Here is a 23,466-nt window from a genome sequence, read left to right as displayed (position 1 = left end):
CGGTCATGAGCACCTCCATCGACATCGCATTCATCGGCGGCGGCAACATGGCCACTGCCATCATCGGCGGCCTGTTGCGCCAAGGCACGGCCCCCGCCAGCATCCTGGTCATCGATCCGGTGGCCGAACAGCGTCAGCGCCTGACCGACACCTTGGGTTTGCAGACGGCCGCCGGCCCGGACGAGGCCCTGCGCACGGCACGCACCGTGGTGTGGGCCGTCAAGCCTCAGCAGTTCAAGGACGCGGCGCAAAGCTATGCCCCGTTGACCGGACAGGCCCTGCACTACAGCGTGATGGCCGGCCTGCGCACCGACGACATCGCCCGCCTGCTGGGCACGCCGCGCATCGTGCGCGCCATGCCGAACACACCGGCGCTGGTGGGCCAGGGCATGACGGGCTTGTTCGCCCGCGCCGAAGTCAGTGCCGACGAACGGGCGGCCATTGAAGACATGGTGCGCTCTACCGGCGCGCACCTGTGGGTGGCGCAAGAAGCCGATCTGGACGCGGTGACCGCCTTGTCGGGCTCGGGCCCGGCCTATGTGTTCTATTTCATCGAGGCCATGATGCAGGCCGCACAGGACATGGGCCTGAGCGCCGAGCAAGGTCGCTTGCTGGCCCAGGCCACGTTTGCGGGCTCGACCGCCTTGGCACAGCAGTCGGACGTGAGCCCGTCGGTGTTGCGTGAGCGCGTGACCTCCAAGGGCGGCACCACGTATGCGGCGCTGACCCATCTGGAGTCGGCTGGCGTGAAAGACGCGTTCGTGGCCGCGATGCGGGCGGCGCAACAGCGTGCAGCCGAATTGGGCGACGAGTTCGGCCGCTGACCTTGAGCGTGGCCTGAGCGCCATCTTCCGTGGGTGACATGACGCCCACGGTCTGCTCACCAAGGCATGAGTCTGTGCCGATGCCCGTGGGCCGTGATCAACCGCGCAACGCCAGATCGGCGGCCACGCCCACCCACACGCTGAAGCCCAGCCAGTGGTTGAGGCGGAAGGCCTTGAAACAGGCCAGACGTTCACGGCCTTTGATGAGCGTGAAGTGGTACAGCGCCTGAGCCGCGGCCACCACCAGGGACAGGTCGTAGACCCAGCCCAGGCCCGCCAACTGCCCCGCTTGCCACCAGGAGGCGATGCAGAGCGCGTACAGCGTCATGACCCCCGCCACATCGAAGCGCCCCAGCGTGATGGCCGAGGTGCGGATGCCGATCTTGAGGTCGTCGTTGCGGTCGACCATGGCGTACTCGGTGTCGTAGGCAATGACCCAGGCCAGCTTGCCGGCCAGCAGCCACCACATCACCGGCGGGACCTCGTTGCGCACGGCCGTGAAGGCCATCGGGATGCCGAAGGCGTAGGCCACGCCCAGCACCGCCTGCGGCATGGCGAAGAAGCGCTTGGTGAAGGGGTAGACGATGGTGACGGCCAGCGCCCCGAAGGACAGCGTCACCGTGTAAGCGTTGGTGGTGAGCACCAGCGCGAACGAGATCAGCGCCAGCACCACACCGATGAGGACGACCTCCTTGACGGAGATGCGGCCACTGGTGAGCGGGCGCTGGGCGGTGCGCTCGACGTGGCGGTCAAAGTCCTTGTCGGCGAAGTCGTTGACGGCGCAGCCAGCACTGCGCATCAGGATGGTGCCGGCCGTGAAGACCGCCAGCAGGTGCCAGCCCGGAAAACCTTGCGCAGCGATCCACAAGGCCATCAGGGTGGGCCACAGCAAGAGCAGCCAGCCCTGAGGGCGGTCCCAGCGGATCAGGTCGAGGTAGAGCGACCAGCGGTCGCGCAGGGTCAGGGTGGCGGCGGTGTTCACACCGGAATTATGGCGTGACGGGCTGAGCGGCCGCGGTGGTCGCACCGGACGTCACACCTGGCTGCTGCGCCACCCAGCCTCCACCCAAGGCCTTGTAGACGCCAATGTGGGCCTGCTGACGCGCCAGCTGGGCCGCGATCAGTGCCTGCTGGGTGTTGAACAGGGCACGCTGGGCATCGAGCAAGTCGAGTTGGCTGGCGACACCGGTGTCGTAGCGCAGCGTGGACAGACGTAGGCGCGCCGCTTCGGCCTGGGCCTGGGCCAGCTGCGCTTCGGCCTGTTCGGCGTAGCTGCGGCGGGCCACCAGGGCATCGGCGACTTCCTTGAAGGCAGTTTGCACGGCCTTGTCGTACTGGGCCACGGCAATGTCGCGCTTGACCTCGGCCACGGCCACACCGGCCTTGGCGCGGCCAGCGTCAAAGATTGGCACGCTCAGGGAGGGAGCAAAACTCCAGGCGTTGCGGCCGTCGTCGAACAGGCCCGAGAGCGAGTCGCTGACCACGCCGGCGCTGGCCGTCAGACTGATGCGCGGGAAGCGTGCCGCACGGGCCGCGCCGATGTTGGCGTTGGCGGCGATGAGCTGTTGCTCGGCCTGCGCGATGTCCGGGCGCTGCAGCAGTACCTCGGACGACAGGCCAACAGGCAGTTCGCTCAGACCCGGCCACAGGGTGGCGAGCACGGCCTGGCTGGCGGCCTGGGTGTCGGCGCTGCGGCCCACGGCCTGGGCATCAATCTGCGGCACGGGCGGCAGCAGATCGGCTGGTGCGGTCGAGCCCAGCAGCAGGTTCAAGGCGTTGAGGTCCTGGGCCCACTGGCGCTGCGCCTGGGCACGGGTCACGCGCGCCGCCTCGACCAGAGACTGCGAGGAGCGCAGGTCGAGCTCGTTAAGCACGCCGTGGTCGAACTTGAGCTTGAGCAGCTTGTAGGACTCTTCCCGCGTTTTCAGGGTCTGCTCGGCCAAGGCAAGCTGCCAGCGGTCGGCCCACAGGGCGTAGTAGCTGTTGGCCACGGCGGCCACCAGGCTGATGTGGGCGGCCTTGCGCGCCTCTTCCGAGGCCAGCACCTGGGCGGCTGCCGCCTCGCTGAGCGCCTTGACACGACCGAACAAGTCGAGCTCGAAGGCGGAGACCGTCACCCCACCCGTGACGGTGGTGGTCAGGTCATTGGGCGGGGTGTTCGACGGTCCACGGCTGCCGCTGACGACGCCATTGAGGGTCGGGAAACGGTCGGCGTTCTGGATCTGGTAGGCCGCCCGCAGCTGCTCGATGTTGAGCACGGCCACGCGCAGGTCACGGTTCTGATCCAAAGCCTGGCGGATCAGGCCTTGCAGGCGGGCGTCGGGGAAGTAGGTGGCCCAGGGCAGTTCGGACAACTTGGACGCAGGCGCCGACGCCGTGGCGGCCGCCGAGGGCACCGGCAACTGATCGGGCACCGCCAGCGCCGGGCGCTGGTAGTCGGGCGTGAGCGAGCAAGCAGCCAGGCTCAGCAGCGCCGCCATGGCGATGGCGGGGCGCAGCAGGCGGGTGGTCTTATTCATGAGCGGTCTCCACATCGGAAGCAGGGGCAGCGGCGGGCTTGCCTGGGAAGAAACGCCGCACCACCACGAAGAACACGGGCACAAAGAACACGGCGAGGACCGTGGCGGCGATCATGCCACCCATCACGCCGGTGCCGATGGCACGCTGGCTGGCCGAGCCGGGGCCGGAGGCCAGCACCAGGGGCAGCACGCCCAGGATGAAGGCCAGCGAGGTCATGATGATCGGGCGGAAGCGCAGGTGGCAGGCGCGCAATGTGGCGTCGATCAGGCTCATGCCCTTTTCCTGCAGCTCTTTGGCGAACTCGATGATCAGGATGGCGTTCTTCGCGGACAGGCCGATGATGGTGATCAGGCCAACCTTGAAGTAAACGTCGTTGGGCATGTCACGCAGGTTGGCACCCAGCAGCGAGCCCAGGATGCCCAGCGGCACGACCAGCAGCACGGCCACCGGGATGGACCAGCTTTCGTACAAAGCCGCCAGACACAGGAACACCGCCAGCAGCGAGAACACCAGCAAGATGGTGGCTTGCGAGCCCGACAGGCGCTCTTCACGCGACAGGCCCGTCCACTCAATGCCGATGCCCGCTGGCAACTGATCGGCCAGGCGCTGCAGTTCGGCCATGGCGTCGCCCGAGCTGTAGCCCGGCGCCGCCGCGCCCGAGATGCGCATCGACGGATAGCCGTTGTAGCGCACGGCCTGCATCTGTCCACTCACCCAGCGGGTTGTGGCAAAGGCCGACAGGGGCACACTCTGGCCGCTGCTGTTGACCACGTTGATGCGCAGCAGGTCTTCGGCCTGCATGCGGTCCTTGGCGTCGGCCTGAACGATGACGCGCTGCATGCGACCGGCATTCGGGAAGTCGTTGATGTAGGCCGAACCCAGCGAGGACGACAACGAGGCACTGATCGAGCCAAAGTCCACGCCCAGGGCATTGGCCTTGTCGCGGTCGATGTCGATCTGCAGTTGCGGGGCGTCTTCCAGACCTTCGGGGCGCAGGCCCGTCAGGATAGGGCTCTGCATCGCCATGCCCAGCAACTGGTTGCGAGCGGCCAGCAGGGTTTCATGCCCCAGCGAGGCGCGGTCTTGCACACGCACGGCAAAGCCGGTGGCGTTGCCCAACTCCATGATCGGCGGCGGCACCAGGGGGTAGATGAAGGCGTCACGCACCCCCATCAAGGCCCCAAAGGCACGCTTGGCCAGGGCCTGGGCCGTGTGTGCGTCGCCCTTGCGCTCCTGGTGATCTTTCAGCGACACGAAAGCCAGACCGGCGTTCTGGCCGGAGCCCGAGAAGCTGAAGCCCACCACGCCCACCACCGACTTGACCTCGGACTGCTTGAGGTAGAAGTCTTCCACCTGCTTCATCACGGTCTCGGTGCGCTGCGCCGTGGCCCCGGCAGGCAACTGCACCAGGGTGATCAGGCTGCCCTGATCTTCATCAGGCAGGAAGGAGGTGGGCATGCGAACGTACATCCAGCCCACGGCCCCCACGATGATGGCGTAGATGATCAAGGTGCGGCCGCCACGCTGAACCAGGCGGGCCGCCCAGCTTTCGTAGCCATGCGTGGTCGAGCTGAAGGCGCGGTTGAACCAGCCAAAGAAACCCTTCTTTTCATGGTGATCCTCGGCGGCCGGCTTGAGCAGCGTGGCGCACAGGGCCGGGGTCAGCGTCAGGGCCAGGAAGGCCGAGAACAGGATGGAGGCGACCATCGACAGCGAGAACTGCTTGTAGATGTTGCCCACCGAGCCGGAGAAGAAGGCCATCGGGATGAACACCGACACCAGCACCACGGTGATGCCGACGATGGCGCCACTGATCTGGCCCATGGCCTTGCGGGTGGCCGCCAGCGGCGAGAGCCCCTCTTCGACCATGATGCGCTCGACGTTCTCGACCACCACGATGGCGTCGTCCACCAGGATACCAATGGCCAGCACCATGCCGAACATGGTCAGCACGTTGATGGAGAAGCCGAACACCGACATCACCCCGAAGGTGCCCAGCAGGGCCACCGGCACGACCAGGGTCGGGATCAGGGTGTAGCGCCAGTTCTGCAAGAACAGGAACATCACCAGGAACACCAGGATCACGGCTTCCACCAGGGTCTGCACGACCTGGGTGATGGACAACTCGATGAAGCCCGAGGTGTCGTAGGGCACCGAGTAGTCCACGCCCGACGGGAAGTACTTGCGCAACTCTTCCAGACGCGCCTTGGCCGCCTTCGCGGTGGCCAGCGCATTGCCCGTGGGCGAGAGCTGGATGGCCATGCCCAGCGCAGGCTTGCCATTGAGGCGCGCATAGGCGCTGTACGTTTGCGCCCCCAACTCCACCCGTGCGACGTCTTTCAGACGCACGGTCGAACCGTCGGCCTTGGCGCGCAGCACGATGTTGCCGAACTGCTCCACGTTGGTGAGTTGACCGGCCACCACCACGGTGGCCGACACGGTCTGCTCGCTCAAGTTGGGCAACTCACCCAGGCCCCCGGCGGGCACCAGGGCGTTCTGCGCACGGATGGCCGCATTGACCTCGGCCACACTCAGACCGTAGGACACCAGCTTGGCCGGGTCGACCCAGATGCGCATGGCACGCTCGGTGCCGAACATGGTGACCTGACCGACGCCGGGCACGCGCTGCATTTCGGGCACGATGTTGCGCGAGGCGTAGTCGCCCAGCGCCACCGGGTCATAGGCCGGGTTGCTGGACGACAGCATCACGAACATCAGGATGTTGCTGCGGGTCTTTTCGACCTTCACGCCCTGCTGCGTCACCGCACTGGGCAGGCGCGGCGTGGCGCGCGAGAGGCGGTTTTGCACCTCCACCTGAGCCAGGTCGATGTTGGTGCCGGACTCAAAGGTGACCGTGATGGCCGCGGTGCCGTTGGCCTGGCTGACCGACTCCATGTAGGCCAGACCCGGCGCGCCATTGAGCTCCTGCTCGATGACGTTGACCACGGCCTCGTCTAGCGTCTTGGCTGAGGCACCAGGATAGACCGCACTGATGACGACCGAGGGCGGCGCCACGGTCGGGTACTGGGCCACGGGCAGTTGCGTCACCGCCACCGCGCCGAACACCAGGATGAAGAGGGCGATCACCCACGCAAAGATGGGCCGATCAATGAAGAAACGTGACATGCGCGCGCTCCCTTACTTCGATGCGGCAGCCGATGCGGCCGAGGCGGGTGCTGCCCCCATGCCGGCTTGCGCGCTTGGCTGCTGCCAGGGCACGGCCTTGACGGGTGCCTTGGGGTTCATCATTTTCTGAAAGCCATCGACCATGACCTGCTCGCCAGTCTTGAGGCCGCCCAGCACGACCCAGTTCGTGCCCTTGGCGCCGCCCAGCTTGACCGGACGGGGCGAGACCATGCCCTTGTCATCGACCACCATGACGGTGTCGGCCTGAGGCCCACGCGTGACCGCCTGCTGCGGCAGCAGGATGCCCCCCTCCACCTCGGCCTGAGCCAGACGCACACGCACGTACATGCCGGGCAGCAAGAGGCCTTCAGGGTTGGGCAACTCCGCACGCAGCGCCACCTGACCCGAGGTGGCGTCCACACTCAGGTCCGAAAACAGCAGCTTGCCAGGCAGGGGATATTCGCGACCATCGTCCAGCACGATGCGGATCTCGGCGGCATCAGCCCCGGCGCGCTTGAGCGAGCCGGCCTTCAGCGCCTCGCGCAGCTTGAGCACCTCGGTGGCCGGTTGCGTGAAGTTGACGTAGAGCGGGTTGACCTGCTGGATCAAGGCCAACTGGGTGGCCTCGCCCTGCCCCACCAAGGCCCCCTCGGTGACCATGGCCCGGCCGATGCGGCCCGAGATGGGCGCCGTCACGGCGGCATAGCCGAGGTTGATGCGGGCCGTCTGCACGGCGGCCTTGGCGGCGGCCACATCGGCCTGGGCCTGGCGCTGCGCCACCTGGGCGTTCAGGAATTCTTGCGGGCTGATGGCCTTGGCAGCCTGCAGCGGCTCATAGCGCTTGAGCAGGGCGCTGGCCTGGGCCAGATTGGCTTCGGCCTTGGCCTGGGTGGCCTGGGCGCTGTCGAGCGCGGCCTGGTAGGTGGCCGGGTCGATCTGGAACAGGGGCTGGCCGGCCTTCACATCCGCGCCTTCGGTGAACAGGCGCTTTTGCAGGATGCCGGGCACCCGGGCGCGGACCTGCGCGGTGCGCACCGCCTCCAGGCGCCCCGGCAACTCGCTCATCACCGGCACGCTTTGCGGCTGCACCGTGATCACCCCCACCTGGGCGGGCGGCATGCCGCCGGCTGGCGCGCCGCCGGGTGCAGCAGCCTGCTTGTCACCACAGCCCGCCAACAAGGCCAGCGTCACGGCGCCCAGCGCCAGCCCCCCCATCGACCGCCCACGACGTCGGCGCATCGCAGCAGTGGGTTGCAGGGGAGAAAACGCGGTCACATCTTGACTGGCCATGGGGCACCTCGTGGAACACAAGTCGGGTCGACAATACAAGACTGAAATATACATACATTCTTGTATGTATGTGTCCGAATGGACGATAATCCCCTGTACTGTTCACTGGTTTTATGTCATCGCCATGCGCCGAACCAAAGAAGATGCACAACACACCCGCGAGGCCCTGCTGGACGCCGCGGAGTTGGTGTTCGCGCAACGCGGGGTGTCACGCACGTCCTTGCAGGAGATTGCCAAAGCTGCCGGTCTGACCCGGGGGGCGGTGTACTGGCATTTCAAGGACAAGGCGGAACTGTTCAACGCCATGATGGCACGGACCGCCTCCCCCATGGAAGAGGCCGCCCAGACCCTGGTGGACACCCCTTTGCCCCCGCTGGCCGAACTCAAGCGCACGGCCATGGATGCACTGACACGCATCGCCCACGACCCGCGCACTCGGCGGGTGTTCGGCATCGCCACCCAGAAGGTGGAATATGTGGACGACCTGATGGGCGTGCGGGAACGGCATCTGGAAATCCATCAGACCTGCCAGCAGTGCGTGCGGACAGCCGTGGAGCGCGCCCAGGCGCTGGGCCATGTCTCGGCGCATCTCGACCCTCAGGTGATTGCCATGAGCTACCAGGCCATGCTCAACGGCCTGATCAACCACTGGATGCTCGACCCCGACGCCTTTGACCTTGTGACCTGCGGCGAGCAAAGCCTGGACCTGTTCATGGGCGGCCTCAAGCAGTTGCCCGTGGCGCCAGCGACAGACTGACGCGCCGCGTCACACGCTGGATCAGGCCGCGCGCACGGCCCCGTCACTGCTCTCGTCGAGCGACGTGCCCAGGTGCTGGTCATCGGCCCAGCCCACGAGCGTGAAGCCCTCCGCGCTGTACAGCAGGCGGTTGATGGTGGCGTTGCCCACCTTCCAGGCACGCGGTGCGTCCAGCGCAATGCGGTTGGCCGCACGGTAGAAACAATCGAGCACGCCCCCATGGGCCACCACGGCAATGCACTCACCCGGGTGGCGTCGGGCCAGGTGGGCCAGGGTCCCCACGCAACGGTCGTAAAAGGCCTGCAGGGTTTCGCCGCCGTCCGGACCGAAGGCCGGATCACGCGCCAGCCAGCGACGGGTCTGCTCGGGCCAGCGTTGCGCGATCTCGTCGCGCGTCAAGCCCTCCAGATGGCCGAAATGCCGCTCACGCAAACCGGTCTCGAGACGCAAGGTCAGTTGCTGCGCCTGGGCGATGGCCTCGGCCGTGGCGCGGGCGCGTAGCAGGTCGCTGCTGTAAACCGCGTGCAAGGGCTCGCCGTGCAGCGCCTGCGCCACGCGGGCGGCCTGCCACAGGCCGGTGTCGTTCAAAGGAATGTCGGTGTGGCCCTGGATGCGGCTTTCGGTGTTCCAGGCGGTTTCACCGTGGCGAATGGCCAGGATGCGGGTGGCGTGTGCGGCTGACATGGGGCGATGATGCCTCATTCATGCTGCGCCGCACAATCCCCTCTCGGTTCACACGCCCCAGACGATGGGCTTGTCGGCCGCCTGCGCGCGCTCGATCATCTGGATCAGAGGCCAGGCGCGCTTGCGCAGGCTGACCGGCTCATCGGCGAATTTGGGTTCGGGCTGGGGCAGGCGCTCACCGGTCTCCTCGTCCTCCACCTCCGGCGCCTGAGGCACCTCGTCGGTCAAAGCGCGCAAGGTGGCCAAGGCCGCGGGCATGTCCTTGACTTCGAGGATGCCTTGCGGGGCGGGCGTCTTGCCCAGGAGTTTGAGCAGGGCCTCGGCGTGCACCTGCAGCATGAACAGATCACCCGTGGCCTGGGATTTGAACGTGATGGACATGATGGTGACCCCTCTTCGAAACTTGCTCTAGAGTATCCCACCATGAACACCCCCACCCACCTGCTGTACCTGCACGGCTTCCGCTCCTCCCCGCAGTCGGCCAAGGCGCAGCTGCTGGGCGGTGCGATCGCGCAACTGCAACGCCAGGGCCACAACCTGACGTGGGTGTGCCCGCAACTGCCCCCCTCACCGGCCGACACCCTGGCCGAACTGAAGGCGCTGACACTGGACTGGCCGCGCGAGGACATGGTGGTGATCGGCTCCTCGCTGGGTGGCTTTTATGCCACCGTGCTGGCCGAAGAACTGGATTGCCGCGCCCTGCTCATCAACCCGGCGGTGGCGCCTGCGCGCGACCTGGCCCGTTACATCGGCGAGCAAACGAGCTTCCACAACCCGGCCGATCGCTTCTTCTTCCGCCCTGAATTCATCGCCGAGTTCGAGGCGATGGCCCCCTACCCCATCACCCGGCCGGAGCGCTACCACGTGCTGGTGGCCGAGGGCGACGAGGTGCTGGACTGGCGCGAGATGGTCGCGCATTACCTGGGCACCCAGCTGACCGTACTGCCCGGCAACGACCACGCCATCAGCGACTTCGCCACCCGCCTGCCCACCGTCCTGGGATGCCTGAACCTGCCCACGCCCAAGGCCTGAACCGTCCTGCCCCGTTGACGCCTCAGCGTCCACCCGAGGCGCTGGATTCAGCCGGACACACGCCAGGGCCCTCGGGATGGGACAATCACGCTTCCACCCTCGCGAGATTCCATTTCGATGTTTGCCCTTTTTGATGACGCCGGCAAGTTCCTGGCCGGTCGTGTGATGTCCGAAGCCGACAGTTCGATGCAGATCGAGCTGGATTCGGGCAAGCGCGTGAAGGTGAAAGCCGCCAACGTGCTGCTCAAGTTCGCCAAGCCTGCGCCCGCCGAGCTGATCGCTCAGGCTGCCGCACAAGCCGCCGACATCGACGTGGACCTGGTGTGGGAAGTGGCCCCGGAAGAAGACTTCGGCTTTGACGAACTGGCCCGCGAGTACTTCAGCGACAGCGCCGATGCCGTGCAGCAGGCCGCCATGCTGATGCGCCTGTTCGAAACCCCGCACTACTTCCACCGCCGCGGCAAGGGCCGCTTCAAGAAGGCCCCGGAAGACATCCTCAAGCAGGCCCTGCTGGCCATTGAGCGCAAGAAGCAGATCGCCTTGCAGATCGCGCAGTGGGCGCAGGAGCTGGCCGCCGGCCAATGCCCCGCCCCGATCAAGGAACAGCTCTACAAGATCCTGTTCAAGCCCGACAAGAACGGCGCCGAGTACAAGGCCGTGGTCGAGGCCGCCAAGCAGGCGCAGCGTGCGCCGCTGGACCTGCTCAAAGACGCCGGCGCCATCGACAGCCCCTACCAGTTCCACTGGAAGCGCTTCCTGTTCGAGAACTTCCCCAAGGGCACCGGTTTCCCGACCCTGGAGGCGCCGCCGATCAAGGACGAACTGCCGGTGTCGGCCGCGCGGGCTTTCTCCATCGACGACTCGATGACCACCGAGATCGACGACGCCTTGTCCGTGCAGGGCCTGGGCAGCGGCACCGTGGTGTTCGGCATCCACATCGCGGCGCCCAGCCTGGCCATCCTACCCGGCAGCCCGATCGACGGCGTGGCGCGCAGCCGCATGTCCACCGTCTACATGCCCGGCCACAAGATCACGATGCTGCCCGACGAGGTGGTGCAGACCTACACGCTGCAGGAAGGGCGCGACTGCCCGGCCGTGTCGCTGTACGTCACCTTTGACGAGGCCACGCTGGCCGTGCAGGCCACCGAGACCAAGCTGGAGCGCGTGCCCATCGTCTCGAACCTGCGCCACGACCAGCTCGACGGTGTCATCACCGAGCCCACGCTGACCGGCGAAGCCCCGGCGACCTATGCGCACGCGGCCGAACTGGCCTTTGCCTTCCGCCTGGCCAAGCACCTCAAGGCCCAGCGCGAAGTCGTGCGCGGCAAGCCTGAGAACTTCAACCGTCCCGACTACACCTTCAAGCTGGTGAGCGAGGCGGGCACCAACACGATGAGCGACGGCATCGAGCCGACCGGCGTCGAACAGGTGCTGATCGGCACGCGCCAACGTGGCGCCCCGCTGGACCTGATCGTGGCCGAAGCGATGATCCTGGCCAACAGCACCTGGGGTGGCATGTTGGCCGAGGTGGGTGTGCCCGGCATCTACCGCAGCCAGGCCAGCCTGCAACCGGGCATCAAGGTGCGCATGAGCACCAAGGCCCTGCCGCACGCCGGCATGGGCGTGGCGCAGTACACCTGGGCCACCTCGCCGCTGCGCCGCTATGTGGACCTGGTCAACCAGTGGCAGATCGTCGCCTGCGCCAAGAACGGCCGCACCGCCGCGCTGGCCGCGCCCTTCAAACCCAAGGACGCCGAGCTGTTTGCCGTCATCTCCAACTTCGACACGGCCTACAGCACTTACAACGGCTTCCAGTCGAGCATGGAGCGTTACTGGACCCTGACCTACCTGGGCCAGCAAGACATCACCGAACTGGACTGCGCCGTGATGGTCAACGGTCTGGTGCGCGCCGACAGCCTGCCCCTGGTCTTCAAGGCCATCGGTGCCGACAGCCTGCCGCGCCATGCCCGCGTGCGCGTGCGCGTCACGGGTGTCGATTTGCTGACCCTGGACGTGCACGCCAGCGTGATCGCCCGACTGGACGAGCCCGGCACCACGGATGAGGGTGACACCGAGGGCGACGGCGACGAAGAGGTGCTCGACAATGCAGGACCGCTGACCCTGGCCATCGACGTGAGCGATGCCGACGCCCCGACGGGCGATGCCGCACCGGCCTGAGGTCTCTTGAACTGAACGCTGACGACTGGACGTGCACCGGATGCTGGACCGCCTTCGATCTCTGTGGAGCCGCCTGACCCTGCTGCAAATCTGCCTGGGGATCTCGGTGGCAGTGCACGTGGCCCTGCTGGGTTTTCGCTTTGTCGATCCGGAAGGCTTCAACCGCACCTTCAAGGACACGCCGCTGGAGGTGATCCTCGTGAACGCGGCCAGCGACGAAGCCCCGGAGAAGGCCCAGGCACTGGCCCAGCAGAACCTGGCGGGCGGCGGCGAAGCCGACAAGGGACGCGCCACCTCGCCCCTGCCCCCCTCGCAAGACGCCACCCTGGGCGATGCGATGGAAGACAGCACGCGCATGATCCAGCAGATGCAGCGCGAGCAGCAAAACCTGCTCACCCAGGTCCGCCAGGAGTTGGCGGCCCTGCCCCCCCCCCAGCCTCGCGACCGTGCCGAAACCAACCAGAGCCGCGCCGAGGAAGAGCGCCGCCGCCAACTGACCAAGCTGCTGGCCGAGATCGAAAAGCGCATCCACGACGAAAACGCTCGCCCTAAAAAGCGCTACCTCAGCCCAGCCACCCTGCGCTCGGTCGATGCCCTGTACTACAGCGCCTTCCGCACGCAGGTGGAACGCGCCGGCACCACCTACTTCCCCATGGAAAAGGGGCAAAAGCTCTACGGCGAGCTGGTGATGGAGGTGTGGCTCAACCGGCAGGGCAAGGTCGTGGACGCCATCGTGCTGCAAAGCTCGGGCAATGCGGTGCTCGACAAGCGGGCCCGCGCCATCGTCATGCAGGCCGGCCCCTTCGGCGCGGTCCCGGCCGAAGTCAGCGCGGGCAACGACCTGCTGCTGATCTCCTCGCGCTTCCGCTTCACCCGCGATGCCGGCATGGAAGCGACCACCACCAAAGCCGCCTCGAACGAGGCGCCCTGATGTCCTGTTCTTGTCAAGATGACCGCCACCGACCCTGACCGCTACGCCGTCGCGGGCAACCCGATCGCCCACAGCCGCTCCCCGCTGATCCACACGCAGTTTGCTCAGCAGACCGGCCAGGCCATGGTGTACGAGCGCCTGCTGTGCCCGCTGGACGACTTCTCCGCCACGCTGACCCGCTTCGCGCAAGCAGGCGCCAAGGGCTGCAACGTGACCGTGCCCTTCAAGTTCGAGGCCTTCGAGATGGCCGCGCGCCGCACCCCGCGCGCCGAGCTGGCTCAGGCGGCCAACACCCTGCGCTTTGATGCCGCGGCCGACGGCGGCTGGCTGGCCGACAACACCGATGGCGTGGGCCTGGTCCGCGACATCACGGTGAACGCCGGGATGACGCTGGCCGGTGCGCGCGTGCTGCTGCTGGGCGCTGGCGGCGCCAGTGCTGGCGTGCTGGGCCCGCTGATCGAAGCCCGCCCCGCCGAAATTGTGGTGGCCAACCGCACCGCCGACAAGGCCCAGACGCTGGTCGATCGCCATGCCGACTGGGCGCGCGAACATGGCGTGCACCTGAGCGCACGCTCATTGCAGGAGCCCGGTCAAGCCTACGACGTGTTCATCAATGGCACGGCTGCCAGCTTGTCAGGAGGGGGCATCCCGGTCGGCCCCGAGGTGCTCAAGCCGGGCGGCCTGGCGCTGGACATGATGTACGGCCCCGCCGCCCAAGCCTTCCTGGACTGGGCCCGCGCCCACGGTGCCGTGGCCCGCGATGGTCTGGGTATGCTGGTGGAACAAGCGGCCGAATCGTTTGCCCTGTGGCGCGGCGTGCGCCCGGACACCGCCCCCGTGCTGGCGGCCATGCGCGCGTTGGTCGATGGCACCGCTGCACACTGAAAGCGTTTGAACGACATGCGCACCCCGATGCGCGCCGTCTGGCGCATCTCTGCCCTCATCGTGCTGGCCGGCCTGAGCCTGCAGCTCTACTTTCTGGGCCGCGTGGCGCTGATGGCCGTGCTCAACCCCGAGTCCACCACCTTCCAGCGCAGCGAGATGCGCCGCATCGTGGCCGACACCGGCACGCTGCTATGGAGCCAGAGTTGGCGTGACGCCGACCAGATTTCGGACCACCTCAAGCGGGCCGTGATCGCCTCGGAGGATGCCAACTTCGTGGACCACGCCGGCATCGAATTCGAGGCGCTGCAAAACGCCTGGAAGAAGAACAGCCGTGCCGAAGAGCGGGCCGAGCGGGCGCGTCAGGCCGCGCTGGCACGCCATGAGCGGGCAGTGCAGCGCGCCTTGAAGCGCGGCCGCACCCCGCCACCGCCGCCGGCTGCGGCACAAGCGGTGCCCAAGGTGATCGGCGGCTCCACCATCACCCAGCAACTGGCCAAGAACCTCTTCCTGAGCAAGGAGCGCAACTTCCTGCGCAAAGGCCAGGAGGTGCTGATCACCTTCATGCTCGAAGGCCTGCTCAGCAAGGAGCGCATCCTCACGCTCTACCTCAACAACGTGGAATGGGGGGAAGGCGTGTTCGGCGCCGAGGCCGCTGCCCACCACTACTTCCGGGTCGATGCCGACCAACTGGCCCCCATCCAGGCCGCCCGTCTGGCGGTGATGCTGCCCGCCCCCAAGCGCTTTGAGAAGCAGCCGCGTTCGGGCTATGTCATGGGCCGCGCAGGCACCATTGCCGCCCGCATGCGCGACGCCGAACTGCCCTGATCAAGCACCCTGGGTGGACGTGCGCTTCGCCTGCGCAGCCGCCTCGTCGGCATACTTGGCCATCAGGGCCTCGCGGCGCGGGCCGTACCAGTTGATGCGGCTCAGGTCACCCTGGTAGTGGCGGATCACGCGCTTGTCCATCACGGCAAACCACAGCGGCGGGATGTAGGCCAGCAGGATCATCGCGGCATAACCGGCGGGCAACTGCGGGCTCTCTTCGAAATGGCGCAGAGCCTGGTAATGGCGCGTCGGGTTGGCGTGGTGGTCGCTGTGGCGCTGCAGGTGGTACAGGAACAGATTGGTCACCATGTGGTTGCTGTTCCACGAGTGCTCGGGCATGCAGCGCTCCACGCGGCCATCGGGCAGGGTGCGGCGCAGCAGGCCGTAGTGCTCCAGGTAGTTCACCACCTCCAGCAGCGAGAAGCCGTACACCGCCTGGATCAGCAGGAAGGGCAAGGCCACCCAGCCGAACACGGCCAGCACCGCGCCCCACAAGACCACCGACATGGACCAGGACTGCAGGTTCTCGTTGGACAGGCTCCACACGCCCTTGCCAGAGCGGGCCAGGCGCTCGGCTTCCAGGTGCCAGGCTGAGCGCAGGCTGCCGACCACGGTGCGCGGCCAAAAAGCCCAGAAGGTTTCGCCCATGCGCGAGCTGGCCGGGTCAACCGGAGTGGACACGTTCTTGTGGTGCCCACGGTTGTGCTCAACGTAGAAGTGCCCGTAGAAGGTGGGCGCCAGCGAGATGCGCGCCAGCCAGCGGTCGAGCTTGCCTTTCTTGTGACCGAGTTCGTGCGCCGTGTTGATGGCCACGCCATTGACCATGCCCACGCTGATGGCCAGACCCAGCAGGTGATGCCAGGGCAGATCACCCGTGGCCGCCAGCCAGGCACCGCCCACGGTGGCCGCCAGTTGCAGCGGCACGAAGGCATACAGCACCCAGCTGTAATAGCGGTCTTGCACCAGCCCGGCCAGCGCGGCCTCCGGCGGGTTGGCGGCGTCTTCGCCAAACAACCAGTCCAGCGCCGGGATGATGGCGTGGACCAGGATCACGACGAACCACAAGGCCCACACAGAGCGGGTCTGGGCATAGGTGGCCAGCATGGCCAGACCGATCAGCGGCACCGCCGGGCCGAGCAGCCAGAGGTAACGTTTGGGGTCCGACCAGGCGGCACCGGGCGCCGGGGTGGGGGCAGAGGAAACATGAGACATGAGGCACTCCTTGGAATGGCTTCAGTGTCTGAAAATTGATCTGCCGCAGGAATCCGCACGCCTCCGCCCGACCATTGTCAGACGCCGGCTGCGCCTCGGGGCAAACCCGATCCTGCGTCAGCAGCCCGTATGGCCGCTGCATCAGCGGTATGTGGCATCCGCCATGCGGCGTTTTCGCCAAGACGCTCGCGCCGCGTGCCGTGGCATGCTGCGGGACAATGGACACGCTCAGCCTGATTCTGGACGACATGCACTTCGAGGGCGTCGTCTTCGCCTCCACTCACAACACCGCGCCTTGGGCTTGGTCCCTGGCCACGCCGGGGCTGGCGAGTTTTCACATCGTCACCAGCGGGCAAGCCTGGTTGATGCGCGAGGGTCTGCCCCCTACCTTGATCCAGACCGGCGACCTGTTCGTGCTGCCGGCCGGCTGCGCCCACCGTATCCAGGACAAGCCACAGACCCTGGCCGTGCCCGCCGACCTGCTGCCCATCATGGCGCAAGGCGCACATGACACGCCTCGGTTGCATGGCGGCGGCGGTGTGGCCTGCACCCTCATCAGCGGTCACGCGCGCTTTGACGTGGGCATGGCCGCACCCTTGATCGCCGCCCTGCCCGCAGAGATGCATGTGCGTGGACTGGGCGAGGCGCCCCCGCTGTGGCTGGCGATCGGTCTGCAATTTCTGGCGCAAGAGGTGGCAACCCCCCGCCCCGCACAGCAGGCCATCATCAACCGCCTGGGCGACATCCTGTTCATGGAATGCATCCGCGACCACGTGGAATCCGTGCCCGAGGGGTCTGGCAACTGGCTGGCGGCACTCAAAGACCGCGCCCTGTCCAGCGCCCTGGCCCAGATCCACCGCGACCCACGCCGCGCGTGGACCGTGCCGGAGTTGGCCGCACATGCCTGCCTGTCACGCTCGGCCTTTGCCGAGCGCTTCAGCCAGGTAGTGGGCGAGCCGCCGCTGACCTACCTGACACGTCACCGGATGCGCCTGGCCGCGCGCCACCTGGGCAGCACCGCCCTGACCGTGGGCAAGGTGGCGGAACTGGTGGGCTACGCTTCCGAGGCGGCGTTCAGCCAGGCGTTCAAGCGGGCACATGGGGTGTCGCCGTCGGGGTGGCGGCAGCAGACAGGAGCGAGCGACGCGTAAGTTGCTCACGTCTTGACCGATTTTCCTGGTCCTCAGCTTCGCCTCAGGTTCGGTTTCTAGACTGACCGCCAGTCAAACCGATTTGCTGCCATCAAGTGCCGTCATGAAATCACGATTGCGTGTGTGGCATGGCACGCCATTCGACCGCCATCGTGACGACATGGAAAACCTTCACGTGGGCGAATGATCTCCTCAGTATCTGAGGCAGCGATCAGTTGGTGACAAACCCAATCAGCCATGACAAATGTGCACTGACGCACCCAGGAAATTGGCACCGAAGGCGAAATGCCACTCAAGGAAACGTATGTCACGCATCCATCGCAATCAAAAGACCGCCATGCTCGCCGCCCTATCCATTGCGACGCTTTTATCGGCTTGTGGGGGAGGAGGCGGAGGAACGAGCGGAACACAAGCTCCCGCCAATGCCCTGACCGGTGTTGCTGTGGACGGCTATCTCCAGGGTGCGACCGTCTTTCTGGATGTGAACCGAAACGGCACTCAGGATGCCAGCGAACCGGTCACCACCACCGACCTCAATGGTCGCTACGTGCTGGATGACAGCGGCATCACCACGCCCATCACTGGCCTGCCTGTGGTGGTAACAGGCGGAGTGGATTCAGACACGGGCTTCGCCTTTGTGGGCCAATTGTCAGCGCCGGTCGAGGCCGCGCGCCAAGCTCAGGTGGTGACACCGCTGACCACGCTGGTCGATGCCATGGTGGCCCAAGGATTGGCACCTGATGTCGCCTCAGCCAAGCAGAAGGTGGCCACAGCGTTGGGCCTGACCGTTGAACAGCTTTCCACGGACCCTGTGGCGCAGATTGCCAACAATCCGGGTATCTATACGACGACGGTGGCCCTGCAGCGGTCCATTCAACTGCTGGCCAGTGCGAATGCCGCCTCGGGTGAGACATCGCATGCGTCGCAGGAGCGGGTGATCAAGGCGCTGGCAACAGCCATCCAGTCCCAATCCAGTCCGGTGAACGTGAGCGATCTGGTGGCCAGTTTGCCCCTGAGCAGTTCAGCAGAGGCCAAAAAACTGGCTTTGGCGATCACCAATTCGGTCGGAGGCCGGCTTGAATCCAAGGACCGTGACGGTGCGAAAGCGGCTTTGCGAGCCATGGACGAGATTCGCGCCCGCATGGAGTCCGACCACACACTCAACCTCACAGATGCGGCCGTCAAAATAGACGAAGAGCGCGGGAAAAACAAAACTCGCCCTTATTACTACCTGGTTCTGAATGGTTCTATCCAGGGTATTCCAGGCGGAACGATCACCACCCTGACGCAACCCGTCAACACCACGGGTCGCTTGCTGGCATCAAACTGCTTTCAATGTCATGGCACAGGTGGCGTCGGAGGCTTTGACAAGATCCGAGGCAAAGAGGCCGCCGAGATCAAAGAGTATCTGAGGAAAACCGCCAGCAGTTCCATCATGGCTGCTCATGCGCAGGGCTACACCGACGCCCAACTCAACGCCATCATTTCCTATCTGCAACAGTGATCACAGAGGAACTGTCCATGAAAACGCACGCCACACCCTCTCGTCGCAAACTGTTGCAGCTTGCCGCCGCAGCCCTGTCCGTTGGCATCATCCCCATGATGGGTCGGGCAAGCGACGATTCAGATAATGACTACGAAACCGGGGACGATGACCTTTCGAGCAACAACACCACGTTGGCGCTCGCCAATACTGGATTGAAGGCCAACATCGTCGTGATTGGCGGCGGCATGGCCGGTGTGACCGCCGCCAAGTACCTGAGACTGTGGGGGGGCGTGGACATCAACGTGACCTTGGTCGAGCCCAGTGCGATGTACACGTCCAACATCATGAGCAATCTGGTGCTCAACGGCAGCCGCACGATCAACAGCCTGGCCTACGGATACACCAGTGTCGCCGCCAAATATGGCGTCGTGGTCAAGCAGGCTTGGGTTCAAAGCATTGACACCGCAGCCAAATCGGTGACCTTGTCGAACGGAAGCACCTTGCCCTACGACCGACTGATCGTTGCACCGGGCATTGAGTTCATGAACGCCTTTGGCTTGACCCAGTCGGACTACGAATCGAAGACGCCGCATGCTTGGCGGGCAGGCCCTCAAACGGAGTTGCTGCGTCAGCAATTGGCAGCGATTCCGCTTGACGGCACCTTCGTGATGACGATTCCCAAGGCCCCCTACCGATGCCCCCCTGGGCCCTACGAGCGCGCGTGCCTGGTCGCTGATTTCCTGAAGACCCATAAAGGGGCTGCGTCCAAGGTGGTCGTCCTGGATGAGAACGCCTCGATCCAGGCTGAAGTGCACAGCTTCACGGAGGCCTTCACCCACATCCACAACGGCGTGATTGACTACCGTCCAGGTGTCACCAACATCCAGATTGATCCTGACACGAAAGCTGTCAGCTTCAAGGACGCGCAGGGTTTGCCTGTCACCATCCTTGCCAACGTGGTCAACCCGATTCCACCGCAACGGGCAGCTGGCAGCGATGGCGGCTGGCTGGCGCAGACCGGCTTGAACAACAGTGTTTCAAATGGCGTTCCGGATGGTCGCTGGTGCGTGGTGGACGTGCTCAGCTACGAATCCACTGCCGTGAAGGACGTGCACGTGATTGGGGATGCCGCCAGCTGCGGTTTGCCCAAGGCGGGGCATGTGGCGAACCAAGAGGCCAAGATCTGCGCCGATGCCATCATTCGCACCTTGGGTGGGCAACAGCCCGACAGCGCGCCGGTGGCCAATTCTGCTTGCTACTCACCGATCACGGCGACCACGGCATCCTGGCTGACAGCGGTCTATCAATATGATGCCGTCAACAAGAAGATGGCACTGGCGGCAAATGGCGGGGTGACCACTGGCGCCACGGCGACAGAAGCCGGAGCCATTGACACAGAGAACTTCAGGGACATGAACACTTGGTTCAACACCTTGATGAGCGACAGTTACGCTTGATGACGCCCTCTCGCGCAAGATCTGTGGACGTTTTGGCGTTGAGCGGATCTTGCGTGATGGCTTGAGCTTCCATGCAGCAGTCCTGGATGCTTGGCTGACCTGGGTCACCTGATGACACCGCGGCCGACCACCGGGACACTTGCCCAGCTGCCGAAGGGTCGACAACCCGGGTGAGCAAGCGCGACCGCTTACGCCACCTGCCTGAAACAGATGCGTGCACCACGTTCCATGTGGACTGCACGTCGCAACGTCAGGCGCACATGAGACGACACGGCCGACTCAGCGCACCCCACATCAACGCCGGTGTGTCCCCGAACCACCCAGCAAGGTCGCCACCTTGCGCTTGGGCTTGATGAAGCGCGACAGACCCGAGCCGCCGGCGGACGGCGTGGGCGCCGTGGCCGCGCTCTTGCTCTCCCACGCCGGATCAGCAGAGGGATCGGGCTCGTAAGGCTTGTCGAAGAAGGGGTCGGAGGACGGGCGACGCACCGGCGCGGCGCGCACCGGGCGTTCCTCTCGGTCTTCACGGCCACCGAAATCACGGGCTTCCCGGCGATAGCTCTCGCGCTCGCCGCGTTCACCACGCTCACCCCGGTCGCTGCGCTGGCGGCGCTCCAGCTCGAACGTCTCGACCTCGGGCTTTTTCTTGATCAGCTTCTCGATGTCGCCCATCAGGCGCGCATCCGAGCCCGTCACCAGCGACACGGCCAAGCCGCTCGCGCCCGCACGACCCGTGCGGCCAATGCGGTGCACGTAGTCTTCGGCGTTGAAGGGTATGTCGTAGTTGAACACCGCCGGTAGGGCCGCGATGTCGATGCCGCGCGCGGCCACGTCGGTGGCCACCAGCAGGTCCACCTCGCCGCGCTTGAACGCGTCCAGCGCCTTGATGCGCTCGTCCTGCGACTTGTCACCGTGCAGGGCGGCCGTGCGCAGGCCGTCACGCTCGAAGGTGCGGGCCAGGCGGGCGGCGCCCAGCTTGGAGTTGACGAAGACGATGGACTGCTTGATGTCGCGGTCGCGCAGGATCTGGCGGATCACGTGACGCTTATCGTCGTCCTCGACGCGGTAAAAGCGCTGCTCGACGTTGGTGGCGGTCTGGTTGGGACGAGCCACTTCGACCAGCACCGGGTCTTGCAGATAGCTCTGCGCCAGCTTCTTGATCTCGGGCGAGAAGGTGGCCGAGAACAGCAGGGTCTGACGCGTCTTGGGCAGATAGCTCAGGATGCGCTGCAGGTCGGGCAGGAAGCCGATGTCGAGCATGCGGTCGGCTTCGTCGAGGACCACGTACTCCACCTGTGAGAGGTTGCAGTTCTTGGCCTCGATGTGGTCGATCAGGCGGCCCGGGGTGGCGATCAGCACCTCGACGCCGGCCTTCAATTCGACCGTCTGCTCTTTCATGTTCATGCCGCCAAACACCACGGCCGAGCGCAGGTTGCACTTGCTGGCGTAAGTCTTGACGTTGTCGGCCACCTGGATGGCCAGCTCGCGCGTGGGCGCCAGCACGATGGCGCGCACCGGGTGGCGTGCCGGCGACATGCTGGCGTTCTCGTGCTTCATCATCTTCTGAAGCAGCGGGATCGAGAAGGCAGCAGTCTTGCCGGTGCCGGTCTGGGCGGCACCCATCACGTCGCGCCCGGCCAGGACCAAGGGGATGGCCTTGGCCTGGATCGGCGTCATCGTGGGGTAGGTGATGGCGCTGAGGATCTTGGGATCCAGGGGCAGCGTGTCGAACCGGGCGGGGGCTTCGGGCGCGGCCTGGGGGGCGGCGGTCACCTCGGCCGTCACGGCCGCGTCTTGGGAGAGGTTTTCATTCATCGAGGCCGGATTATCCGCTTCTTGCTGCTTTTTTGCGCAGTTTTCTTGCGAACGCCCCTCAGAACCCCTCAGAAGGTGTAGCCGACCTGCGTCTGGACGCCGCCGTGGGCCGCTTCGGCCTGCTCCAGCAGGCGGGCGAGCGGGCCCAGCCCCTGGTAGCGCGAGGCCACCCGGTGGGCATAGGTCCACACGCGGGGGATGTCGTCCAGGTACTGGCGCTTGCCGTCGCGCAGGGCCAGGCGGGCGAAGATGCCCAGCACCTTGAGGTGGCGCTGCAGCCCCATCCACTCGAACTGGCGCCAGAAATCGGCAAAGTCCTCTGCCACGGGCAGGCCAGCCTTGCGGGCCTTTTCCCAGAAGCGCACGGCGTAGTCCAGTTGGATGTCTTCGTCCCAGATGACATAGGCGTCGCGCAGCAGGGACACCAGGTCGTAGGTCAAGGGGCCGCGCACGGCATCCTGAAAGTCGATCACGCCCAAGCGCGCCTTCGGGTCGGCCGGGTCGGCCATCAGGTTGCGGCTGTGGAAGTCGCGGTGCACGAAGCCGGTGGGCTGGGCCAACACCTCGGCCTTGATGAGGGCGAAGGTCTTGGCCAGCATGGCGCGCGTGGCCTCGTCCATCGTCAGGCCACGCAACTGGGTCAGGTACCAGTCGGGCAGCAGGTCCATTTCGCGCTGCAGCAGGGCGTCGTCATACGGGGGCAGGCTGTCGGCGGGCACGGCCTGCAGGCGCACCAGCTCGTCGATCGCGTTCAGGTACAGGGCGCGATTGTGGGAGGCGGGGCCGTGGTCGTAGTCGGTGGCCTCCAGCGTGGCCAGGAAGGTGTGCTGCCCCAGGTCAGACAGCAGCATGAAGCCCTGGGCCTCGTCCCATTCCAGGATGTGGGGCACGCCCACGCCGCCGGCTTCCAGCAAGCGGGCCACGGCGACGAAGGGGTGGCAGTCTTCCTTCTCGGGCGGGGCGTCCATGATGATGAGCGTGCCGCGTGGGGCGGTGGGCGCGTCCACGCGGAAGTAGCGCCGGAAGCTCGCGTCGGCACTGGCCGAACGCAGGCTGTCGGGCAGCACGCCGTGGCGGCTGGCCTGTGCGGCCAGCCAGGCTCCGAAGGCCTGCTGACGGGCCGGATCGGCCCAGTGGATGTCGGAAGCAGACGGGGCCGAAGCCGGGGTGGACGACGCAGATGTCATGGAGGACTCAGAGAACGGTCAGAAAACAAAGGGACATGAAATAATGCACCGATTTTAGGCAAGGCCAGCACGCGACCGCGCAGGCCCCGCCGCCGCCCTTTTAGCG

General features: G+C 65.9%; 19 protein-coding genes. 10 read left to right on the top strand and 9 right to left on the bottom strand.

Annotated features, from left to right (window positions below; all coding sequences use genetic code 11):
• Positions 1 to 5 precede the first annotated feature (5 nt).
• Positions 6 to 824, top strand: coding sequence for a pyrroline-5-carboxylate reductase (gene proC, locus WIT60_RS02155; RefSeq protein WP_339582299.1), 819 nt, complete (start codon positions 6 to 8; stop codon positions 822 to 824).
• Between the two features lie 97 nt (positions 825 to 921).
• Here the strand turns inward: proC and ubiA are convergent, their stop codons facing one another.
• From ubiA to WIT60_RS02135, 4 genes are read right to left on the bottom strand one after another with little or no spacing between them, the layout of a single operon-like run.
• Positions 922 to 1,806, bottom strand: coding sequence for a 4-hydroxybenzoate octaprenyltransferase (gene ubiA, locus WIT60_RS02150; protein WP_339582298.1), 885 nt, complete (start codon positions 1,804 to 1,806; stop codon positions 922 to 924).
• A gap of 7 nt (positions 1,807 to 1,813) precedes the next feature.
• A complete protein-coding gene (locus WIT60_RS02145) occupies positions 1,814 to 3,343 on the bottom strand; it encodes an efflux transporter outer membrane subunit (protein WP_339582297.1) in 1,530 nt (509 codons plus the stop codon).
• Positions 3,336 to 6,470: an efflux RND transporter permease subunit gene (locus WIT60_RS02140; RefSeq protein WP_339582296.1), complete on the bottom strand. Its 3,135-nt coding sequence runs from the start codon at positions 6,468 to 6,470 to the stop codon at positions 3,336 to 3,338. Before WIT60_RS02140 ends, WIT60_RS02145 begins: the two co-directional genes overlap by 8 nt.
• A 12-nt stretch (positions 6,471 to 6,482) precedes the next feature.
• Positions 6,483 to 7,709, bottom strand: a complete 1,227-nt coding sequence (locus tag WIT60_RS02135) for an efflux RND transporter periplasmic adaptor subunit (protein WP_445207632.1) — start codon at positions 7,707 to 7,709, stop codon at positions 6,483 to 6,485.
• 175 nt (positions 7,710 to 7,884) lie between these two features.
• Here WIT60_RS02135 and WIT60_RS02130 point away from each other — a divergent pair, with 175 nt between their 5' ends.
• Positions 7,885 to 8,517, top strand: coding sequence for a TetR family transcriptional regulator (locus WIT60_RS02130; RefSeq protein ID WP_339582295.1), 633 nt, complete (start codon positions 7,885 to 7,887; stop codon positions 8,515 to 8,517).
• 21 nt (positions 8,518 to 8,538) lie between these two features.
• On the opposite strand, the gene WIT60_RS02125 is transcribed toward WIT60_RS02130, so the two are convergent.
• Positions 8,539 to 9,201: a histidine phosphatase family protein gene (locus WIT60_RS02125; protein ID WP_339582294.1), complete on the bottom strand. Its 663-nt coding sequence runs from the start codon at positions 9,199 to 9,201 to the stop codon at positions 8,539 to 8,541.
• A gap of 48 nt (positions 9,202 to 9,249) precedes the next feature.
• Positions 9,250 to 9,582 carry a DUF1840 domain-containing protein gene (locus tag WIT60_RS02120; RefSeq protein WP_339582293.1) on the bottom strand — a complete coding sequence of 111 codons (333 nt, stop codon included), beginning with the start codon at positions 9,580 to 9,582 and terminating at the stop codon, positions 9,250 to 9,252.
• Between the two features lie 42 nt (positions 9,583 to 9,624).
• Between WIT60_RS02120 and WIT60_RS02115 the strand changes: the two genes are divergently transcribed.
• From WIT60_RS02115 to WIT60_RS02095, 5 genes are all read left to right on the top strand, one after another.
• A complete protein-coding gene (locus tag WIT60_RS02115) occupies positions 9,625 to 10,233 on the top strand; it encodes a YqiA/YcfP family alpha/beta fold hydrolase (protein WP_339582292.1) in 609 nt (202 codons plus the stop codon).
• A gap of 117 nt (positions 10,234 to 10,350) precedes the next feature.
• Positions 10,351 to 12,411, top strand: a complete 2,061-nt coding sequence (locus WIT60_RS02110; RefSeq protein ID WP_339582291.1) for a ribonuclease catalytic domain-containing protein — start codon at positions 10,351 to 10,353, stop codon at positions 12,409 to 12,411.
• Between the two features lie 40 nt (positions 12,412 to 12,451).
• Positions 12,452 to 13,342 carry a TonB family protein gene (locus tag WIT60_RS02105; RefSeq protein WP_339582290.1) on the top strand — a complete coding sequence of 297 codons (891 nt, stop codon included), beginning with the start codon at positions 12,452 to 12,454 and terminating at the stop codon, positions 13,340 to 13,342.
• An 18-nt stretch (positions 13,343 to 13,360) separates the two neighbouring features.
• On the top strand, positions 13,361 to 14,227 hold the full coding sequence (aroE, locus tag WIT60_RS02100) for a shikimate dehydrogenase (RefSeq protein WP_339582289.1): 867 nt from the start codon (positions 13,361 to 13,363) through the stop codon (positions 14,225 to 14,227).
• Between the two features lie 15 nt (positions 14,228 to 14,242).
• Positions 14,243 to 15,052 carry a transglycosylase domain-containing protein gene (locus WIT60_RS02095; RefSeq protein ID WP_339582288.1) on the top strand — a complete coding sequence of 270 codons (810 nt, stop codon included), beginning with the start codon at positions 14,243 to 14,245 and terminating at the stop codon, positions 15,050 to 15,052.
• Here WIT60_RS02095 and WIT60_RS02090 read toward each other — a convergent pair whose 3' ends face one another.
• Positions 15,053 to 16,264 (bottom strand): alkane 1-monooxygenase, encoded by a 1,212-nt coding sequence (locus tag WIT60_RS02090; protein ID WP_339582287.1) that lies wholly within the window; start codon positions 16,262 to 16,264, stop codon positions 15,053 to 15,055.
• A gap of 218 nt (positions 16,265 to 16,482) precedes the next feature.
• On the opposite strand from WIT60_RS02090, the gene WIT60_RS02085 reads away from it, so the two are divergent.
• From WIT60_RS02085 to WIT60_RS02075, 3 genes are all read left to right on the top strand, one after another.
• The gene (locus WIT60_RS02085; RefSeq protein WP_339582286.1) at positions 16,483 to 17,415 is read left to right on the top strand and encodes an AraC family transcriptional regulator; all 933 of its coding nucleotides are present in this window, start codon (positions 16,483 to 16,485) and stop codon (positions 17,413 to 17,415) included.
• A gap of 304 nt (positions 17,416 to 17,719) precedes the next feature.
• Positions 17,720 to 18,919: a c-type cytochrome gene (locus WIT60_RS02080; RefSeq protein WP_339582285.1), complete on the top strand. Its 1,200-nt coding sequence runs from the start codon at positions 17,720 to 17,722 to the stop codon at positions 18,917 to 18,919.
• Between the two features lie 17 nt (positions 18,920 to 18,936).
• Positions 18,937 to 20,358, top strand: a complete 1,422-nt coding sequence (locus WIT60_RS02075) for an FAD-dependent oxidoreductase (protein ID WP_339582284.1) — start codon at positions 18,937 to 18,939, stop codon at positions 20,356 to 20,358.
• A gap of 294 nt (positions 20,359 to 20,652) precedes the next feature.
• Here WIT60_RS02075 and WIT60_RS02070 read toward each other — a convergent pair whose 3' ends face one another.
• Both WIT60_RS02070 and WIT60_RS02065 read right to left on the bottom strand, forming a co-directional pair.
• On the bottom strand, positions 20,653 to 22,173 hold the full coding sequence (locus WIT60_RS02070) for a DEAD/DEAH box helicase (protein WP_339582283.1): 1,521 nt from the start codon (positions 22,171 to 22,173) through the stop codon (positions 20,653 to 20,655).
• A gap of 68 nt (positions 22,174 to 22,241) precedes the next feature.
• Complete coding sequence (locus WIT60_RS02065; RefSeq protein ID WP_339582282.1) at positions 22,242 to 23,360, bottom strand: aminoglycoside phosphotransferase family protein; 1,119 nt, start codon at positions 23,358 to 23,360, stop codon at positions 22,242 to 22,244.
• Positions 23,361 to 23,466 lie beyond the last annotated feature (106 nt).

Origin of the sequence: Aquabacterium sp. G14 (assembly GCF_037482285.1) — a bacterium.
Lineage (GTDB): Bacteria > Pseudomonadota > Gammaproteobacteria > Burkholderiales > Burkholderiaceae_C > Aquabacterium.
The sequence above is the reverse complement of the archived record's forward strand: the minus strand, read 5'-3'. Positions and strand labels throughout refer to the sequence as shown.